The sequence below is a fragment of the Leptolyngbya sp. ST-U4 genome, from assembly GCF_039962215.1.
In the GTDB taxonomy this organism is placed as follows: domain Bacteria; phylum Cyanobacteriota; class Cyanobacteriia; order Elainellales; family Elainellaceae; genus Leptolyngbya_A.
Genome location: NZ_JAMPKZ010000001.1, coordinates 595,880 through 613,885 on the forward strand (window position 1 = coordinate 595,880; position 18,006 = coordinate 613,885).

Here is an 18,006-nt window from a genome sequence, read left to right on the forward strand (position 1 = left end):
AGCACTTCTGCAGATGCTTCACATATTTTGGCGTGGAAACGATCGCTCAAACTGTTCTCCTGGTTCGGCTGCGGCGTTTTACATGTGGGGAGAAGGAGGGCGATCGGGCAATAATTCTTGATGCTTCGTTACCGATTTTCAGAGATTGCTAGCAGAGTCGGGATTAACATCGATTCGAGTGAGGCAGAGCGTAAACCGACCCTTTGTTAGAGGTCGATCGCCTTACTCAACCTTTAGCCTGAAAGAGCCGTGTCCTAAAATTTCCTCATGAATCCGATCGTTACAGTGATTTTGCTGGCTCTGATTCTGGTTACGATCGTCTCTCCATTAGCTGCGCTTGCACCCTTGATGCTGATTGCAGCGTTTAGCGTACTGGCTTGGATGGGCTGGACGATTATTCGCGCCTTTTTTACGGGAGAAGTTGAGGGACGTTAGCAGCTATCGGGAATCGCTCTCTAACTAAAAAGCTCTCTAAGAAGGGGCTAGGGATGAGGACAAATCTCACTCACAAAATTAGAACTGATCACAAAATTAAAACCGGATAGATGCAGTTTTCTGGCATCCCTTTTAGGATGGAGAGTGATCGGTTAGATCAGGCGTTCTAGTCTTTTAACGTGCCCAAAATAGGCATTTTCCAGGCTGGAGCGTCTATGGTCTAATGATCATCGTGTCGCCTATCCTCCTTCCATGACGGACTCTGCATCTCCCGATTTCTCAGAACTCACCAAAGATATTCCCGATCGCCTGATTAAGTATGCCGTGCGCTACGCCAACCATCGGGCAGTGAATCGGAATGATCTGACTCCGATGATTCGGCACTATGTCGAGATGAAGGATCAGTATCCACACGCGCTGCTGCTGTATCGGGTGGGCGATTTTTTTGAGACGTTTTTTCAGGATGCGATCGTTGTTGCCCGCGAACTGGAACTCTTGCTGACTGCAAAAGATGCGGGGCAAAAAATTGGTAAAGTTCCTTTGGCAGGTATTCCCCATCATGCGCTCGATCGCTACTGTGCCTTACTTGTCGAGCGGGGCTATGCAGTAGCAGTGTGTGACCAAACCGAGGATGCCGAAGAAGCGCAGGGGCGATTAGTGCAGCGGGAAGTCACCCGCGTGATTACGCCGGGCACTGTTCTGGAAGAAGGAATGCTAAACGCGCGGCGCAATAACTTTCTGGCAGCAGTGGTGATTGCCGGAAATCACTGGGGGTTAGCGATCGCTGATATCTCAACCGGTGAATTTTTGACGACGCAGGCAAGCGAACTCGAACAGCTCACTCAGGAACTCATGCGGCTTCAGCCCTCAGAAGTGCTGGTTCCCACCAACGCGCCGGATCTAGGCGAACTGCTGCGACCAGGCGAAAAATCTTCTCATTTGCCAGAATGTCTACCGCCTCAGTTTTGCTACACGCTGCGCCCCCAAACGCCTTTTACCCTGACCGAAGCTCGCCAGCGGATTCTGGAACGGTTCCGGGTTCGATCGCTGGAAGGCATGGGCTGTGAGCATCTGGCACTCGCAGTTCGGGCAGCAGGCGGATTATTGGAATATTTGGAAGACACTTCTGAGCGCAAGTTTGGCGAAGCTCAGGCGCAAAAAGTTCTGCTTCAGCCGCTCTGCACTTATACGATCACGGAATTTTTGACGATCGATCATCAGACTCGGCGCAATCTAGAAATTACTCAAACCGTGCGGGACGGAACCTTTCACGGGTCGCTGCTGTGGGCGATCGATAAAACGGTCACGGCAATGGGAAGTCGGGCACTGCGTCGCTGGCTGCTTCAGCCGCTGCTAGACATTGGGGCGATCGAGGCGCGACAGGACACAATTCAGGAACTGATCGAAGACGGATCGCTGCGGCAGTCGCTTCAGCATCTACTCAAGCAGATTTATGACCTGGAACGCTTGACCGGACGCGCCGGATCAGGAACGGCAAATGCGCGGGATCTGATGGCACTGGCAGATTCGCTCGATCGTCTTCCCGATCTGGCAAGCCTTGTGAAGTCGGCAAAGTCTCCTTATCTGGTTGCGCTGCAAACCGTGCCCGATATTTTGCAGGAGTTAGGCGGCAAGCTGAAAGCACACCTGAAGGAAAATCCGCCAATCCACTTGCAGGACGGTCAGCTCATTCGCGATGGCGTCAACGAAGACCTCGATCGCCTGCGGCAGCAAATCGACACCGATCAGAAATGGATCGCGGAACTGGAGACGATCGAGCGAGAACGCACTGGAATTCCGACGCTGAAGGTGAGCTTCAACAAAACCTTTGGCTATTACATCAGCATCTCCAAGGCAAAAGCAGGCGAAAAAGTGCCGGAGGGCTACACGCGCAAGCAAACGTTGACCAATGAGGAACGCTACATCACGCTGGAGCTAAAGGACAAAGAAACCGCGCTGCAAATTGCGAAGGATCAGGCAAACAAGTTGGAATACGACCTGTTTGTCAAACTCCGATCGACTGTCAGCGATCAGGCAGCTCCAATTCGGCAGGTGGCGCAGGCAATTGCGGCGATCGATGCCCTTTGTTCTCTGGCAGAAATTGCGGCGTTTCGCGGCTATGTGCGTCCCCAGATCGTGCCCACTCGTGAATTGACGATCGCAGCCGGTCGGCATCCGGTGGTCGAGCAATCGCTTCCGGCAGGATTCTTTGTGCCGAATTCGACGGAAATGGGAGGCGGAAAAGGCGAAACTGCGCCAGATCTGATTGTGCTGACAGGCCCAAACGCGAGCGGCAAGAGCTGCTATTTGCGACAGGTGGGGCTGATTCAGCTTTTGGCACAGGTAGGAAGCTTTGTTCCGGCAAATGGGGCGACGCTGGGCGTATGCGATCGCATCTTTACCCGTGTGGGTGCAGTCGATGACCTGGCAACCGGACAATCGACCTTTATGGTGGAAATGAACGAAACGGCAAATATTCTCAATCATGCCACGGCGCATTCGCTGGTGCTGCTGGATGAAATCGGCCGGGGAACGGCGACATTTGATGGACTGTCGATCGCCTGGGCAGTGGCGGAACACTTAGCCAGCGAGCTTCGCGCCCGCACAATTTTTGCCACCCACTATCACGAGCTCAATGAGCTTGCCTCAATTCTGCCGAACGTTGCCAACTATCAGGTGACGGTGAAGGAGCTGCCGGATCAAATCATCTTCCTGCATCAAGTACGTCCTGGTGGAGCCGATCGCTCCTATGGCATCGAAGCCGGACGACTCGCCGGACTGCCTGCCTCGGTGATCGATCGTGCCCGTCAGGTGATGACGCAGATCGAGAAGCATTCCCGGATTGCGGTGGGTCTACGGCAGGGAACACTGCCCAAAGCAGACCGAAAGGCGCAGGAGCGCAATGGTCACTATCGAACGGTGGCTGAGCCGAGTGAACAGCTTGATATTTTTGGTTGAAGCTGCGGGGAGATTTTGAGATTGGGGGTGAAAGACTAGGGCTACTTCCTTTGTCGTTTATTTTGATCGATCGCATTCTTCCCTGCCGCGATCGTGGCTATAAAAGCTTTGCCTTGAGTAAAAAGGATAGAAACTTTTGCCAATGCCAATGCCGCTCCTAGCCAGAGGTGGCAAAATGAGCAATGACTCAGCTTGCAGCAACACTGTGAAACGCCGTGAAATACTTTTTTCTTTCAGAAGGATGGACGATCGGGCGCGTGTGGGAATTTGGAGGTCTATGGAATGAAGCAGCCTGGCGGCGTAAGCCAGAAATTCAGCAAACCAATCTTTGCATCATCGAAAACAGCGAAAAGCTGTGGCTCTATCGAGTTGAGGATGAGGTAATCATGGTCGAAGTTAAGCGGATCGACTCTGACAGCAGCAAGCCCGAAGCGCGATCGATCGGTCAGGTAGTGCTGAAACGGTTGATCGATGCAGACCAAGCGATCGAAATGCTGGGCAAGTCTGAGGCTTTCTTTAAGGCAGAGACATAACTTTTGATAAAGTAGCTTGCCTAGCGCGTTGAGAATGCCTCACTAAAGCGGCGAGTAATCGGCTCTAGCAGGAAGGTCAACACCGATCGCTGGCGAGTCACAAGTTCTGCGGTTGCCGCCATACCGGGCGCAAACGGAACCTCGCGACCCTGCACTTGCATCGCTACTTGGTTAAGCTTGACCCGCGCTGAGTAAACCAAGCCTAAGTCCCTATCCAGCGTGGCGTTGGGGCTAATTTGCAGCACTTCTCCATCGATCACACCGAATTCCTGAAACGGAAAGGTTGCTAGCTTTACTTTTGCCCGCATTCCCTCATGGATAAAACCAATGTCACGGTTCAGGACTTTGACTTCCAGCACCAAGTTTTGACCTTCCGGCAAAATGGACAGGAGTTCCTCCCCAGGTTCAACCGATCGCTCTGCCACACTCGTCTGAATGTTATAGATCTTGCCGGCAATGGGAGCGGTAATTACTTGCCCCTCGCTGCGGAGCTGTGCCTGCTTGAGTTGACCTTCCACGTTTGAGAGTTCTTCACGCCGTTGGTTGAGCTGGGTGAGAATCTCGCTCTGCCGCTGGGAGCCGAGCTGCTGACGGGCTTGTTGTGCGCCCTGATATGCTTGCTCTGCCTGGCGAATTGCTTGCTGTTGCCCTGCGATTTCTTGTTGCAGTGTGGAGACCCGATCTTGAGCTTCAGTGAGCCGATCCTTTGCCTCCAGATAATCAAAGCGGGGAATTGCGCCGTCAATTAATCCGCGCAGGCTGGATTCTCGCTCCTGGGCATTGGTGAGCTGGGTGCGAGCATTTACCAAATTTTCTTGCAGTTTAGCAAGCTGGGTGCGGGCTTCTTCGATCGCAGCAGCCTGTCTCTGAACTTCGGTGGCGGCGGTTGCTTGGCGGCTATCAAACTCTCGCAGCCGGGCTTCAAGGAGCTGATTTTGTAGATTGCTGCCCGCATCCATTTTGCCCGATCGCTCGGCTTCCAGACGGGCAATGTCTTGCTTAATCAAGTTTGCTGCCTGAGCCAGTCGCGTCACTTCAGATTCTGACAGGGTGAGGTCTTGCTCAATCAGCACATCACCCTTTTTAATTTCATCGCCCTCTTTGACCTTAATTTCTCGAATTACGCCACCTTCCAGTGCCCGTACGGGTCGCACTTGAGCAGCCGGAATCAGTTCGCCCTGAGTCACTGCTACTTCGTCTACTTTGCTAAAGTATGCCCAGCCCAAAGCTCCCAAAACGAGTGCCGTTAGCGTTCCTGCCAGCAGACGAGTATAGAGCGGCGGCAGTTCTCGTACCGCTTTGCCCAGCTCATAGGACAAATAATCTTCCGGGTTGACAAACTGCTGTCGCGTCTGGCGAGCTTGAGCCGGATTGTTTTGGTTGGCATCCATAGGATTCAGGCGAGAAAAGGAATGGGGAGGAAAACAAGGGAGTCAGGCAGAGTGTACCCATATCTGCTGCAATAAAACGGGGGCGTCAGCGTTCCACCCATTCTATCGCCGTCGTTTGGCTTCGCTGCGAATTAGTAGACGATCGTTGAGCTGGTTAAGTTCTTCAGCGCGTTCTGTTCATCTTCTAAGCCGAGCGCATGACTTCAAACTGCTTCAACCCTTCGAATGGTTCGTGGTTTACCGTCACTTCCTTCACGATCGCCGCAGGGGGACCCTGATGACACCAGCGCAGCATTTCCTCAACCTGATAGGCTGCCCCTTCAAACACTGCCTCGACTCGCCCATCGCGCAAATTTCGCACCCAGCCATTCAGCTTTAGCAGTTGCGCCATGTCCCAGGTTGAAGCCCGATACCCCACCCCCTGCACTTTGCCCGCCACAAATACATGAACGCGAATCTGATCGTCTAAAGATAAACTCATCGATCGCCTCCGACTCAAACCATTCCAGAACTACCGTGATTGCCAATGCTCCATATCACCTGCTCATCCCCTTATCTCCCCATCTCCTCGCCTCCCCACTTCCCACTTCCTCCCGCTCCCATCCCCCTATAACTTCTCCTCCAACGGCTTACAAAACGCTTCAATCCCCGTCTTCACCACATAAATTGCGATCGGCGTTGCTAAAGCCGAGGGTAGCGTCGTTTCGACCGAGAGTGCCCGTACCAGTTCAACCACTGACCCCTTGGCAAGCGAAGGTTTTGCGTCCGATTGGCAGATAAACACGCGCCACCGCTTCGCCAATCCATCCAGCCACTGATCCGATCGATTCGGCTCCTGTCCAACCTGGAGTGCCAGTGTAATCGCAGCATCTTCGAGATCGCCGTCGCAGTCTTCGATCATGTCCAGAGTACGCAGGGCAATCGGGTCTGCGGCAAGCTGCGATCGGAATTGGGCAATTTCGGCGAGGGTAAGGATGAACATGAAGGCGGAGGGGTAGAGGGGTAGAGAGATAGAGGGGTAAAGCAGTAGGTGAGGAGATGAGGGGGTTAGCGGCGGGTGCTCAGTAAGCCGTTGACGATCGCTGTGCCGACGGTGGCAAGGATAAGGAACCAGATCAGGCTACCTGGAACGAAAGTGAGAATGCCTAGACCGCGCAATACCCAAATGAAAACGGTGAGCAAAAGACAGGCAAGAAAAATGGTGGTCTCGGGACGCAGGGATTTCAGCATGGGGCATTATTGGGACATTTCTTGGGCTTTGGCTCTAAGTCGCGGAAGGCTAACAGGCATCATTAGGCAATTTTTGGCAGGGAACACTAGAGGAGGGTTCTACCGATTGCGAATGCCTGCCAGAATGCCTGCACCAATCGACAGCAGCACCACTGCCCAGATTGCAGGCTCTGGTACTCGGACATTAAAGGCTTGCAGCATGAGCACGATCGCCATCATGACCAGCAAGATTCCAGCAATATACAGAAAGATCGTAACGCCCAGATTGGGGGAATGCCTCACACCATGCCTCCTGCAAACAGGAAATAGACGGGAATTGACGCAACCTATTTTGACATGGGGGTGTAGAGATTGAGCAGGACAGGCAGACAATTTGCCCAGCGGCGATCGAAACTAAAAGGCGATCCCCCGATAGAATTGCTGTGTTAGCGGCAGAAAGTTTGCGAGAATTTTACAATTGCTCACCCGATTGGCGGTTGTATCTTCAGTTGACAGCGACTACAACGGACTGTAGGTCAGCCTGATAGCAAGAAAGGGTTTCGTGAATAAGCCGCTTGAGTCTGGCAGATCGTGCAGTGAGGAGAGCAGTGAGGAGAAATGTATGGGAAGTATGCTGGCATCTGCCTTGATCGATCCGGTGCAGTTCAACGATTCAGACACGCTGGGGATTGATTCCCGTCGCAATCAGGACAGGCTGCTCAATGGTGAGGTGCTGCTGCAAACTCGATCGCACTCGCTTTGGGGCGGAGCCGTTACCACGCAAATCTATTTGCCCATCGATCGATCGCTGGCATGGCAGCAAATTACAGACTATCCGCGCTGGGTGCAGTATTTCCCCGATATGACGCGTAGCGAAGTTCTGAGCGTCAGCAGTTCCCGGCAGGATAAACGACTGTATCAGGTTGCCCGCAAAGCGTTTTTCCTGTTCGCAGCCCAGGTCGAAATTTATCTTAAAGTGTTTGAAACGGCGCAGACAACCTGGCAGCAAATTCAGTTTCAGCTAGAGCAAGGCAGCTTTAACGACTTTAGCGCAACCCTGAAGCTGCATGATTTTTATCAAGGTACACTGCTCACCTACTCAGTACAGGCAACGCCGATGATCCCGATTCCGACCCAGTTCATTCAGGAAGCGATCAAGCTAGATTTGCCCAACAATATGCGGCAAATGCGGCGTGTCCTTTGTCAGTTACCTGCATGACCTGCTACCTGCATAACCAGTTACCCGCATGACGATCGTTCTTACTAACGACGACGGCATCGACGCGCCCGGAATTCGATCGCTGAAACGGGCGGTGAGTGAGGCTGCAAGCCAACAAGCGATCGTCGTTGCGCCCAAATTGCCCCATTCTGGCTGCGGGCATCAGGTGACAACCCATCGCGGCATTCACGTCGAGCGACGATTCCCTCCTGGAGAAACTGCGGAGCAACCAGATCGGGAAATTGCGATCGAAGGAACTCCGGCAGACTGCACCCGGATTGCGGTGACGCAGCTCTTTTCTCCTGTGGACTGGGTGATTTCAGGGATCAATGCCGGGGGCAATTTGGGGGCAGATGTATATATCTCTGGAACCGTTGCGGCAGTCCGCGAGGCAGCGTTTCACCGGATTCCGGGAATTGCGATTTCTCACTACATTCACCGCAGACGGGCGATCGATTGGGCGTTGGCAGAGCGGCTCACCGTGCGCGTCCTGGAAAAGCTGATGTCGCTGCCGCTCGAACTCGGCACGTTCTGGAATGTCAATCTGCCCCATCTGGAAGCGGGAATGCCTGAGCCGGAAATCGTCTTTTGTCCGCTCTGCACCCAGCCTTTGCCCACAAGCTATCGGCAAGAGGGCGAGTATCTGTATTACGCTGGGGACTACAGCCAGCGCGATCGAGATGCAGATTCAGATGTTGCTGTTTGCTTTGATGGACAGATTGCTGTGTCGCAAATTCGGGTTTGAGGGCAAACTAATAGAAAAGTTTGGGTTTCGGCTGTTCTAAACTGCTGTTCCTGGGCTGGATGTTTGTTTCTTATTTCTGCGCCGTCTCTCTTCCTATGACGAATGCTTTTTCGGGTCGAACTGCTCTGCTGCTGTCGAGCCTGGGTCTGGTGCTGCTGACAGGATGCGATCGTCGTTTGATTCAGGCATTTTCTCCCGTGCCGCCTGTGGTGTCAGCCTCTCCAGTAAATTCCCCAGCAAATTCTCAGACAAAAACCATTGCGGCTCCAACAACCGCGGCTGCGGGTCAAACCTCTAGAGCCTATGCTCAAGCACTCGATCGGGCAAAAAGTGCCGCTGGCATCGCGCAGTCTGCCCAGTCAAAAGACGATTGGCAGTTGGTGACAAATCGCTGGCAGCAGGCGATCGATCTGATGAAAACCGTGCCCCAGTCTAGCAAAGAATATTCCCAGGCACAGCAAAAATTGAAGGACTATCGCCGCGCTCTAGCTCAGGCACAGCAGCAAGCGAACCGTGCTAATTTGCCGAAAGATCCCGATGCGATCATTGTTTTGCCTGCTCCTCCACCTCCACCCGCTCCTCGTCCGGTGACACGGGCTACTGCAACTCCGGCTCGACCTCCTGCGGCAGCCAATCCATCCAGTCCTCGCGCCTTTTCTGCCCCGATCGTGCGGCGAGCAGGCAATACGCCCGTGATTCGCGTCACGTTTAATGGTAGTCAGCCTTTTGAGATGATTCTAGATACGGGAGCAAGCGGCACATTGATTACGCGGCAGATGGCAAATGCTTTGGGCGTTGTTCCAGTCAGTGAAGCAGTCGTCAATACTGCCAGCGATCGCAGCGTTTCTTTTCCGCTGGGCTATGTGCAGTCGATCGAGGTAGGCGGGGCAGTGGCTCAAAATGTTCTGGTGGCGATCGCCGGACCCGAACTGGATCTTGGACTGCTGGGACACGATTTCTTTGGTCACTATGACATTATGATTCGTGCTGATCGCGTGGAGTTTCGAGAGCGGCAGAGCCAGGGATAAGCGAAGGCGATGAGCGTTAAGGCATGAACGTCGGGTATGAGCAACAATCATAGGCAAGACGATTCTTAAGAAGCGGGATAGGATCAAAAAACAACCCACCCTCAAACGCGCTATGTCTCGCCGCCGCTCCAGCCGGATTTTTGCTCAACCCCTGACCGTGCTGGTTGTGGGGCTATTTGTTCTTGCTTTTGCGATCGCGCTGCTCCGGCTTTTGTTGCCTTTTCTGATGCTGGGTAGCGTAGCTTACATAGGCTGGCGATTTTGGCAGTGGCAGCAGCAGCGAAGTCAGGAACAGGAGGAAGCCCGACAGGCGAGGGAGAGACAGCTTGACGGAATTTTTTACCGTCTGGTGCAGGAGCATCGCGGTGAACTGTCTGTGCTTGATTTTGCAATGGAAACCCATTCATCTGCCGAATTTGCCAAGCAGTTTCTCGATCGAAAGGCGATCGAATTTGACGCGCAGTTTAAAACGACGCTAGAAGGGCAAGTGCTGTACTGCTTCTACAGCCAAAAAATTCCTGCCCAGCCTGCTTCGCCCAGACATGAAACAGAATTATCTGAAAGACCGGAGCAGAATTAACCGGGCATAAGTTTGTTTTGCTAAAGTTTTGTTTCCAGGATTTTCACTGCTCTAACGTTTTGTAACGGTTCTGCAAGTCCCCACTCCAGGCGAGGGATCTGAGAGTGATAAGCTAACAAACGTGCTGAACGATCGATTTAACAAAAGTGGAGTTGAGATGACCGGATCACAACAAGTTCCTTACTTGCTGCGGGCTGCGCGAGGTGAAGTGTTAAATCGTCCGCCCGTGTGGATGATGCGGCAGGCGGGACGCTATATGAAAGTCTATCGGGATTTGCGCGACAAGTATCCCTCGTTTCGGGAGCGATCGGAGAATCCCGACATTGCGGTAGAAATTTCGCTTCAGCCCTGGCGTGCTTTCCGTCCAGACGGCGTGATTTTGTTCTCCGATATTCTGACTCCGCTTCCCGGAATTGGCATTCCCTTTGACATCATTGAAAGCCGGGGACCAATCATCGACCCGCCCATTCGCTCTCAAGAGCAGATCGACAAACTCACTCCGCTCGACCCCGACGCTTCGCTGCCCTTTATCCGCCAAATTCTGCAAACGCTGCGCGGGGAAGTTGGCAATGAAGCTGCTGTGCTGGGCTTTGTCGGCGCACCCTGGACGCTAGCGGCTTATGCAATTGAAGGCAAAAGCTCTAAGGACTACACCATTATCAAGAGCATGGCTTTCTCGGAGCCTGCAATGCTGCACTCCTTCCTGGGCAAAATCGCAGACTCGATCGCCACTTATGCCTGCTATCAGATCGACTGCGGCGCACAAGTCGTCCAGATGTTTGATTCTTGGGCAGGCCAGCTCAGCCCTCAAGACTACAAGGAGTTTGCCCTTCCTTATCAGCAGCGTGTTGTGCAGCAGGTGAAAGCAACTCACCCCGATACACCTATGATTCTCTACATCAGCGGCAGCGCAGGCGTGTTGGAACTGATGGGTCAGTCGGGTGTAGATATTGTCAGCGTCGACTGGACAGTAGACATGGCAGATGCCCGGCGGCGGTTAGGACCGAATGTGGGCGTTCAGGGCAATATTGATCCCTGTGTCCTGTTTGGTTCGCAGCCGTTTATCCGCGATCGAATTATCGACACGATTAAGAAAGCCGGAAACCGGGGACATATCCTCAACCTCGGGCACGGAATTCTGCCCAAAACCCCAGAAGAAAACGCTGCCTATTTCTTTGAGACGGCAAAGCAAATCGATAAGCTTCTGGTGAGTGCATAATCTATCGGTCTTTTAGACTCCCGTAAAACAAACGATGTAAGCAGCGGTGTTTCTGCTGTACTCATCCCCTTAGTCCCCCACACCTGGGGGATTTTTTATTGGGAAATTGCCCTAATTCGCTTCGTTAAGCAATCGGTGTTAAGCAATCCGTGACTAACCTTTTATATCCCGGTAGGCAAAGGATAACTTTAAGCAGTACAATTGAACTATAAAGCGGTGGGAGGAAACAAGCTGCTGGATTGCCTGAAGAATCGGACTGAAATCATCTGCTGTAATCATGGAATGCCGGAAATGAGCCGCAACATCAACTTTTACCAAAACGTGCTGAAGCTTGAAGTCCTCAATTGCTACGAGGCTGAGGGGCAGTTGAGCTGGGCGTTACTGAGAACAGGAGAAGTAGAGTTTATGGTCGTTGGGGCAGAACCGACCGAGAACGACGATCGCGACCTGCTCATTTACTTTCAGACAGAAGATATGCCGCTTGTTCAGCATGCCGTACAAACTGCAGGTTATTCCCTTGAAGCATTTCGCGAAGCGATTTATGAACCTGCGTATGAACTAGTTCGTCAGCATCAGCATCAAAAAGCCGCCGCCGCCGCCTAAACTCTCCCTGCCCTCCCCATCCCCTCATCCCCTGACCCCCTCGTTCTCCTTTTTCCCCGAACCTCCGCAACGCTGATACGATGAGAAAGGAGAGTCATCACAGCCAATAGATCTATGTCCCTGGACAACCTGCGCGATCTTTATCAACAGGTGATTCTGGAACGCTACAAAAAGCCCCGGAATCGCGGTAAAACTGACCCGATCGATCGCTATCAAAAAGGTCACAATCCCTCTTGCGGGGACACGATCGAGCTAACCCTGCATCTGAGTGAGGCAGGCGATCGCATTGAGGACGTGAAATTTGAGGGCGAAGGCTGTGCGATCGCAATGGCATCAGTTGATCTCATGGCAGACGCGCTGCGTGGCAAAACTGTCACTGAGGCTTTAGAAATGGTGCAGCGGTTCCAGGCAATGATGCGCGGCGAAGCCGAATTTCCGCAGGAGCTTCGCAAGCTAAACGTGATGCAGGGCGTAGCACAGTTTCCCGTACGGATTAAATGCGCGAATTTGTCCTGGCATACCCTGAAGGCGGCGATCGAACTTGCCAAGGACATTCAGCCTGCGGGCTTTGTCAGTAACGAATAATTTTTAAGAATAAGTTCTCGGTTCTTCTGTTTCCTTTCTTTTGATCATTATTGAGTCATGCTAACGACTTCTGCTTTCCTTCAATACGCTCAATGGACTGCGATCGCCGCGCTGGTGCTAGCAGGTTTGACGGGGCTGGCTTTTCTGCTGAAGTGGGGCATTCGCTTCCGTCTGGTGGGCGTGACGGGCTTTACGCTGGTGCTGGCAGTCGGTCTGTTTGCGCTAGGGGTGGTTCCCTTTACCCGCGTAAGGATTCCGGGAGCAGTGCGCTTTTCGACGGTGTACGATGCGGGTTCGACGCTGGCGGTGATTGCCGTACCACCCACCGTGACTGAGGAGCAGCTTGAAGCAACGCTCAAACAGGCAGCGTATGATTTGTATTCCTACGGACGGCTCAGCCGGGGCGATGAGAAATTGCTGATTCGGGCAAGGACGATCGTGCATCCAGAGCCAGGATTAAGCCAGTTGCTCGTTGTGGGCGAAGTGCGGCGATCGCTCGAAGTGCGAGACGATGAGGAGATGGCAATTCACGTTTTTACTGAAAATCTGGCAAAGCTACCGCAGCCTGAATCTAGTGCTGCAAGCTGATTTATCCAGTAACTTGCCGAGGCGAGATTCCGTTGCCCTGTAGTAAAGTGGTCTATAGTTTCGATTGACTTTTACCTGATTTTTGTACCTTTTGCCTGTTCTATGACTGATTCTGATTTATCGCTTCCTGTGTTGACGATCGCACCTGCTCAAGTTGCCAGAGGCACAGGAATTCTGGCGCAGATGGGAAGTGCGATTGCCCGGTTTGGTCAGCGTTTTCTGGTGATTGGCGGCGATCGATCGCTGGCGGTAATGCGTCCTTTGCTGGAGCCGATCGCAATCGAACAGGGACTTGCCCTGGCAGAAGCATCCTACGGACGGGATTGTAGCGAGGCAGGAATTGCAGCACTGCGGCAGGCGGCGGCAGACCATCAGGCAGAAGTAATTATGGGGGTTGGTGGCGGTAAAGCATTGGATGCAGCAAAGCTCGTGGCGCATCAGTGCAATTTGCCGATCGTCACCGTTCCGACCTCCGGGGCAACCTGCGCTGCCTGGACTGCGCTCTCAAATGTATATTCTGACGAAGGCGCGTTTCTCTACGATGTGCCTTTGCCCCACTGCCCAAATTTGCTGATTCTGGACTACTCGATTGTCGAAACGGCATCGCGCCGCACCCTGGTTGCAGGGATCGGGGACGCACTGGCGAAGTGGTATGAAGCATCGGTGAGCAGCGGACATTCTGACCAGACTTTAATTATTGGGGCAGTACAGCAGGCACGGGTCTTGCGAGATTTGCTGCTGCAAAAGTCGATCGAGGCTCTGAAGTTGCCGGGGAGTGCCGTTTGGCGAGAAGTGGTCGATGCCTCGGTGCTGATGGCGGGGGTCATTGGCGGCATGGGTGGAGCGCAGTGTCGAACTGTGGCAGCTCACGCGGTTCACAACGGGCTGACGCATCTCTTGCAAAGTCACGGCACACTGCACGGGGAAAAAGTCGCCTTTGGCATTCTGGTGCAGCTTCGGCTGGAAGAAATGGTGCAGGGCAGTATCCTGGCAGCCACGTCAAGACAGCAGCTTTTGAAGTTTTACGGTGAAATTGGGCTACCGCAAACGCTGGCAGATTTGGGACTGATTAACGTAACGCTGGCAGACCTTCAGCGATCGGCAGAAATTGCCTGTCGTCCCAGTTCAGATATCCACCGTTTGCCTTTTACTGTCACGCCCGATCAGCTTATGGCGGCGATGGTGTCTACAACGGCTCCCAGTGAGGCTCGAAACCAGAGCATCAGCCACCTTAGAAATTCGGTTGCGGCAGATGCGATCGATTCCCCTTCTGAAGCATCTTCTGTAAACGAGGTGAAGCCATGACGCTGAGTTGGATCACCCCGGCTGAACGGCTGCAAGCCCTGCCTCCTTACGTCTTTGCTCGACTGGACGAACTGAAAGCCCGCGCCCGCGAAAAAGGTCTGGACTTGATTGATCTGGGCATGGGCAACCCCGATGGAGCCACCCCAGAACCGATCGTCGAAGCGGCAGTTCAGGCGCTCAAAAATCCGGCAAACCATGGTTATCCGCCCTTTGAAGGCACGGCAAGCTTTCGTCGCGCCATTACCGACTGGTACTATCGCCGCTACAATGTGGCACTTGACCCGGACGGTGAGGCACTGCCCCTCCTGGGTTCCAAAGAAGGGCTAGGACATTTGGCGATTGCCTATATCAATCCGGGCGATTTAATCCTGGTTCCCAGTCCGTCTTACCCGGTGCATTTTCGGGGTCCGGTGATTGCAGGCGGCAAGATTCATCCGATCGTTCTGTCAGCAGAAAACGACTGGCTGATTGACTTAACCAAGATTCCCGATGCCGTTGCGGAACAGGCAAAAATTTTCTTTTTCAACTATCCCAGCAACCCTACCACCGCGACTGCCCCCCGCGAATTCTTTGAAGAGATTGTCGCCTTTGCCCGTCGCTACGAAATTCTGCTGGTTCACGATCAGGCGTATGCAGAGCTGGCGTTTGACGGTTTCCAGCCGACCAGTCTCTTAGAAATTCCGGGCGCAAAAGATATTAGCGTCGAGTTTCACACCATGTCTAAAACCTACAACATGGCAGGCTGGCGAGTCGGCTTTGTAGTGGGCAATCGCCATGTGATTCAGGGACTTCGTACGCTGAAAACCAATCTGGACTACGGCATTTTTGCAGCCCTTCAGGCAGCTGCTGAAACCGCTCTTCAACTTCCGGATCACTATGTGCATGAAGTTCAGGAGCGCTACCGTACCCGCCGTGATTTCCTGATTCAGGGCTTGGCAGACCTGGGCTGGAACATCCCTAAAACCAAAGCCACGATGTATTTGTGGATTCCCTGTCCCTCTGGCATCAGCTCCACTGATTTTGCCCTATCCGTGCTTCAGCAGACGGGCGTCGTTGTCACTCCGGGCAATGCCTTTGGTGCGGGCGGCGAGGGCTATGTGCGAATTAGCTTGATTGCAGACTGCGATCGGCTTCAGCAAGCACTCGATCGCTTAAAGCAAGCCGGAATCCGCTATTCGTAAAATGTCCTCCTTCGATCGCCTCTTCGACACCATTACCGAACTCGTCCTCTGCCACTCTCCCAGCGGTGCAGAGCAGGAAATCAACGACTATTTACTGCGGCAGTTTGAAGCACTGGGAATCGAAGCCTGGATCGATGCGGCGGATAATGTGATCGCGAAAATTTCAGCAGGTTCCACTGGGGATTCTGCTGAGGCAAAGCGATCGATTGCCATCACCGCCCACAAAGACGAGATCGGCGGCATTGTGAAATCGATTGAATTAGACGGGCGGCTGCACGTTCGCAGGTTGGGCGGCGCGTATCCCTGGGTTTATGGCGAAGGCGTGGTTGATATTTTGGGCGATCGATCGACGGTGAGCGGCATTCTCAGCTTTGGGTCGCGTCATGTGTCGCACGAGTCCCCTCAGAAGGCATTGCAGGAAGATAAGCCCCTGACCTGGGAAGCTGCCTGGGTTGAAACCAAACGATCTGCGGCAGAGCTGGCGGAGACGGGTGTGCGACCAGGAACGCGAGTGGTCATCGGAAAACATCGCAAGCAGCCTTTTCGCCTGAACGACTACATCGCCAGCTACACACTGGACAACAAAGCCTCGATCGCCATTCTGCTGTCCCTGGCGGAGACGCTCAAGCAGCCTGCAATGGATGTGTATCTGGTGGCTTCTGCCAAAGAAGAAGTTGGGGCGATCGGTGCAATGTATTTCACCCAAAAACAGTCTTTAGATGCCCTGATTGCTCTCGAAATCTGCCCCCTCTCGGCGGAATACCCGATCGAAGACGGTACAACCCCCGTGTTGCTGGTGCAGGATAGCTACGGCATTTATGATGAAGCCCTCAACGCCCAGCTTCTACAAGCTGCCGATCGCCAGAATCTCTCGCTGCAAATGGCAGTTCTGAGCGGGTTTGGCAGCGATGGCTCGATCGCGATGAAATTTGGTCATGTGCCCCGTGCTGCCTGTCTCAGCTTTCCGACACAAAACACGCACGGTTATGAGATTGCCCATCTGGGCGCGATCGACCACTGTGTGGCGGTGCTGCGATCGTTCTGTGAATCTCAACGATGAATCTCTGGCATAAATTGTTATTTAAATCGTGAGGGGAAATCCTCCAGGGGGCTGTTTCTGCCTCGGCTACAATTCTCTAGAATGAAGGCAATTTTAATTCCTTGCGAACCGCATCGCTAAGTGCTTATGGTTACAACCGTTGCAGATGTTATGACCGCAGATCCAATCGTGGTCAAGCCAGAAACACCGCTTAATGAAGCGATTCAAATTCTGGCAGAGAAACGAATCAGCGGTCTGCCTGTGGTTAACGACAGCGGCAGTCTGGTGGGCGTTATTTCTGAAACTGACCTGATGTGGCAGGAAACCGGAGCTACCCCACCCGCTTATATCAAAATTTTGGACAGCGTCATTTATCTGGAAAATCCTGCCCGCTACGAGCGCGAACTGCACAAAGCCCTGGGGCAAACGGTCGGCGAAGTTATGACCGATCGCGATATTGTCACGATCAAGCCCGACAAATCCTTGCGCGAGGCAGCTCAGCTCATGCACGATCGCAGCGTTCATCGATTGCCCGTACTCAGCAACGACGGTAAATTAATTGGCATTCTCACCCGCGGCGACATTGTGCGCTTTATGGCAGCGCAGCAGGGTATGGGAGAATAGCTAAAAACTCAAAATTGACGATTAAAAAATGAGCGTTACCCCCGAATCTGTTCAGGAGCTTTTAAGTTCAGAAGACTTTGGACATCGGTTGAGCGGTGTCAATCAACTTCGTCAGATCGAACCGTCGATCGCCTTTGACCTGATCCAGCCGCTGGTGGTCGATCGCAATGTACGAGTGCGATATGCGGCAGTGAGCCAGCTTTCGAGCTTGGGGCGACAAAATCCCTCCACAGCGCTCGAAATTCTACGTCGTGCCCTCACCGAAGACCCTGAACCCGATGTGCAAGCAGCCGCCGCAGACTCAATCGGTGCATTAAAGCTAACAGAAGCATTCAATGATCTTCAGCAGCTTTACCATCGCTCCTCAGAGTGGCTGGTGCAGTTCAGCGTGATTGCGGCACTGGGCGAACTGGGTGACCCGCAATCGTTTGATCTGCTCCAAACCGCTCTCCAATCCGAGAATGAACTGGTAAAAACGGCAGCGATCGGCTCGCTTGGGGAATTGGGAGACGATCGGGCAGTTAACTTACTTCTACCCTATATCTCAGATTCAGACTGGCAAATTCGCTACCGAGTGGCTCAAGCACTCAGCCGTTTCAATCATCCTGAAGCGCGGTCTGCACTGGGGCGGCTTGCTCAGGACGAGATGCAGGCAGTCGCTCAGGAAGCTCAGAGCTATCTGGCAAAGTAGACTGGGTCAATTCTTAGCAGGATCGCAATCTTGTAGGGTGGCAATGGCTTATTACCGATCTGTTTAATCACTC

General features: G+C 53.2%; 21 protein-coding genes. 16 read left to right on the top strand and 5 right to left on the bottom strand.

Translation table 11 applies throughout. The annotated features are described in order from the left end of the window. Nucleotides 1-267: 267 nt before the first annotated feature. The 3 genes from NDA02_RS02595 (at nucleotide 268) to NDA02_RS02605 (ending at nucleotide 3,926) form a co-directional block, all read left to right on the top strand. Nucleotides 268-435, top strand: a complete 168-nt coding sequence (locus NDA02_RS02595; protein ID WP_190792716.1) for a hypothetical protein — start codon at nucleotides 268-270, stop codon at nucleotides 433-435. 252 nt (nucleotides 436-687) lie between these two features. Beyond that, complete coding sequence (mutS, locus tag NDA02_RS02600; RefSeq protein ID WP_348254362.1) at nucleotides 688-3,393, top strand: DNA mismatch repair protein MutS; 2,706 nt, start codon at nucleotides 688-690, stop codon at nucleotides 3,391-3,393. A gap of 215 nt (nucleotides 3,394-3,608) precedes the next feature. Further along, nucleotides 3,609-3,926, top strand: coding sequence for a hypothetical protein (locus NDA02_RS02605; protein WP_190792718.1), 318 nt, complete (start codon nucleotides 3,609-3,611; stop codon nucleotides 3,924-3,926). A 20-nt stretch (nucleotides 3,927-3,946) separates the two neighbouring features. Here the strand turns inward: NDA02_RS02605 and NDA02_RS02610 are convergent, their stop codons facing one another. The 5 genes from NDA02_RS02610 to NDA02_RS02630 all read right to left on the bottom strand — a co-directional run bounded on the left by NDA02_RS02610 (nucleotide 3,947) and on the right by NDA02_RS02630 (nucleotide 6,829). Next, a complete protein-coding gene (locus NDA02_RS02610) occupies nucleotides 3,947-5,317 on the bottom strand; it encodes an HlyD family type I secretion periplasmic adaptor subunit (protein ID WP_190792719.1) in 1,371 nt (456 codons plus the stop codon). 184 nt (nucleotides 5,318-5,501) lie between these two features. Further along, the gene (locus tag NDA02_RS02615) at nucleotides 5,502-5,798 is read right to left on the bottom strand and encodes an acylphosphatase (RefSeq protein WP_190792720.1); all 297 of its coding nucleotides are present in this window, start codon (nucleotides 5,796-5,798) and stop codon (nucleotides 5,502-5,504) included. A gap of 126 nt (nucleotides 5,799-5,924) precedes the next feature. Continuing rightward, nucleotides 5,925-6,299 (bottom strand): hypothetical protein, encoded by a 375-nt coding sequence (locus tag NDA02_RS02620; RefSeq protein ID WP_190792721.1) that lies wholly within the window; start codon nucleotides 6,297-6,299, stop codon nucleotides 5,925-5,927. A gap of 65 nt (nucleotides 6,300-6,364) precedes the next feature. Further along, entirely contained in the window at nucleotides 6,365-6,547 is a 183-nt protein-coding gene (locus tag NDA02_RS02625; RefSeq protein ID WP_190792722.1) for a hypothetical protein, read from the bottom strand. A 99-nt stretch (nucleotides 6,548-6,646) separates the two neighbouring features. Beyond that, nucleotides 6,647-6,829: a hypothetical protein gene (locus NDA02_RS02630; protein WP_190792723.1), complete on the bottom strand. Its 183-nt coding sequence runs from the start codon at nucleotides 6,827-6,829 to the stop codon at nucleotides 6,647-6,649. 319 nt (nucleotides 6,830-7,148) lie between these two features. On the opposite strand from NDA02_RS02630, the gene NDA02_RS02635 reads away from it, so the two are divergent. From NDA02_RS02635 to nblB, 13 genes are all read left to right on the top strand, one after another. Next, entirely contained in the window at nucleotides 7,149-7,745 is a 597-nt protein-coding gene (locus NDA02_RS02635) for an SRPBCC family protein (RefSeq protein ID WP_242067416.1), read from the top strand. Nucleotides 7,746-7,773: 28 nt separating this feature from the next. Further along, a complete protein-coding gene (surE, locus tag NDA02_RS02640) occupies nucleotides 7,774-8,490 on the top strand; it encodes a 5'/3'-nucleotidase SurE (RefSeq protein WP_190792724.1) in 717 nt (238 codons plus the stop codon). Nucleotides 8,491-8,585: 95 nt separating this feature from the next. Beyond that, nucleotides 8,586-9,518 (top strand): retroviral-like aspartic protease family protein, encoded by a 933-nt coding sequence (locus NDA02_RS02645; protein WP_190792725.1) that lies wholly within the window; start codon nucleotides 8,586-8,588, stop codon nucleotides 9,516-9,518. 112 nt (nucleotides 9,519-9,630) lie between these two features. Next, nucleotides 9,631-10,098, top strand: coding sequence for a hypothetical protein (locus tag NDA02_RS02650; protein WP_348254364.1), 468 nt, complete (start codon nucleotides 9,631-9,633; stop codon nucleotides 10,096-10,098). 157 nt (nucleotides 10,099-10,255) lie between these two features. Beyond that, a complete protein-coding gene (gene hemE, locus NDA02_RS02655) occupies nucleotides 10,256-11,317 on the top strand; it encodes a uroporphyrinogen decarboxylase (protein ID WP_190792531.1) in 1,062 nt (353 codons plus the stop codon). Nucleotides 11,318-11,518: 201 nt separating this feature from the next. Continuing rightward, entirely contained in the window at nucleotides 11,519-11,920 is a 402-nt protein-coding gene (locus tag NDA02_RS02660) for a hypothetical protein (protein WP_348247274.1), read from the top strand. 114 nt (nucleotides 11,921-12,034) lie between these two features. After that, nucleotides 12,035-12,505, top strand: a complete 471-nt coding sequence (sufU, locus tag NDA02_RS02665; protein ID WP_190792533.1) for a Fe-S cluster assembly sulfur transfer protein SufU — start codon at nucleotides 12,035-12,037, stop codon at nucleotides 12,503-12,505. 57 nt (nucleotides 12,506-12,562) lie between these two features. Next, nucleotides 12,563-13,093, top strand: a complete 531-nt coding sequence (locus NDA02_RS02670; RefSeq protein WP_190792534.1) for a Ycf51 family protein — start codon at nucleotides 12,563-12,565, stop codon at nucleotides 13,091-13,093. A gap of 102 nt (nucleotides 13,094-13,195) precedes the next feature. Next, on the top strand, nucleotides 13,196-14,398 hold the full coding sequence (locus tag NDA02_RS02675; protein WP_190792535.1) for an iron-containing alcohol dehydrogenase family protein: 1,203 nt from the start codon (nucleotides 13,196-13,198) through the stop codon (nucleotides 14,396-14,398). Beyond that, nucleotides 14,395-15,579, top strand: a complete 1,185-nt coding sequence (locus NDA02_RS02680) for an aspartate aminotransferase (RefSeq protein WP_190792536.1) — start codon at nucleotides 14,395-14,397, stop codon at nucleotides 15,577-15,579. The genes NDA02_RS02675 and NDA02_RS02680 overlap by 4 nt, the downstream gene beginning before the upstream one ends. A 1-nt stretch (nucleotide 15,580) precedes the next feature. Further along, entirely contained in the window at nucleotides 15,581-16,639 is a 1,059-nt protein-coding gene (locus NDA02_RS02685; protein ID WP_190792537.1) for a M42 family peptidase, read from the top strand. A 126-nt stretch (nucleotides 16,640-16,765) separates the two neighbouring features. Then, entirely contained in the window at nucleotides 16,766-17,242 is a 477-nt protein-coding gene (locus tag NDA02_RS02690) for a CBS domain-containing protein (RefSeq protein WP_190792538.1), read from the top strand. Nucleotides 17,243-17,270: 28 nt separating this feature from the next. Next, complete coding sequence (gene nblB / locus NDA02_RS02695; protein ID WP_190792539.1) at nucleotides 17,271-17,933, top strand: phycobilisome degradation protein NblB; 663 nt, start codon at nucleotides 17,271-17,273, stop codon at nucleotides 17,931-17,933. Nucleotides 17,934-18,006: the final 73 nt, after the last annotated feature.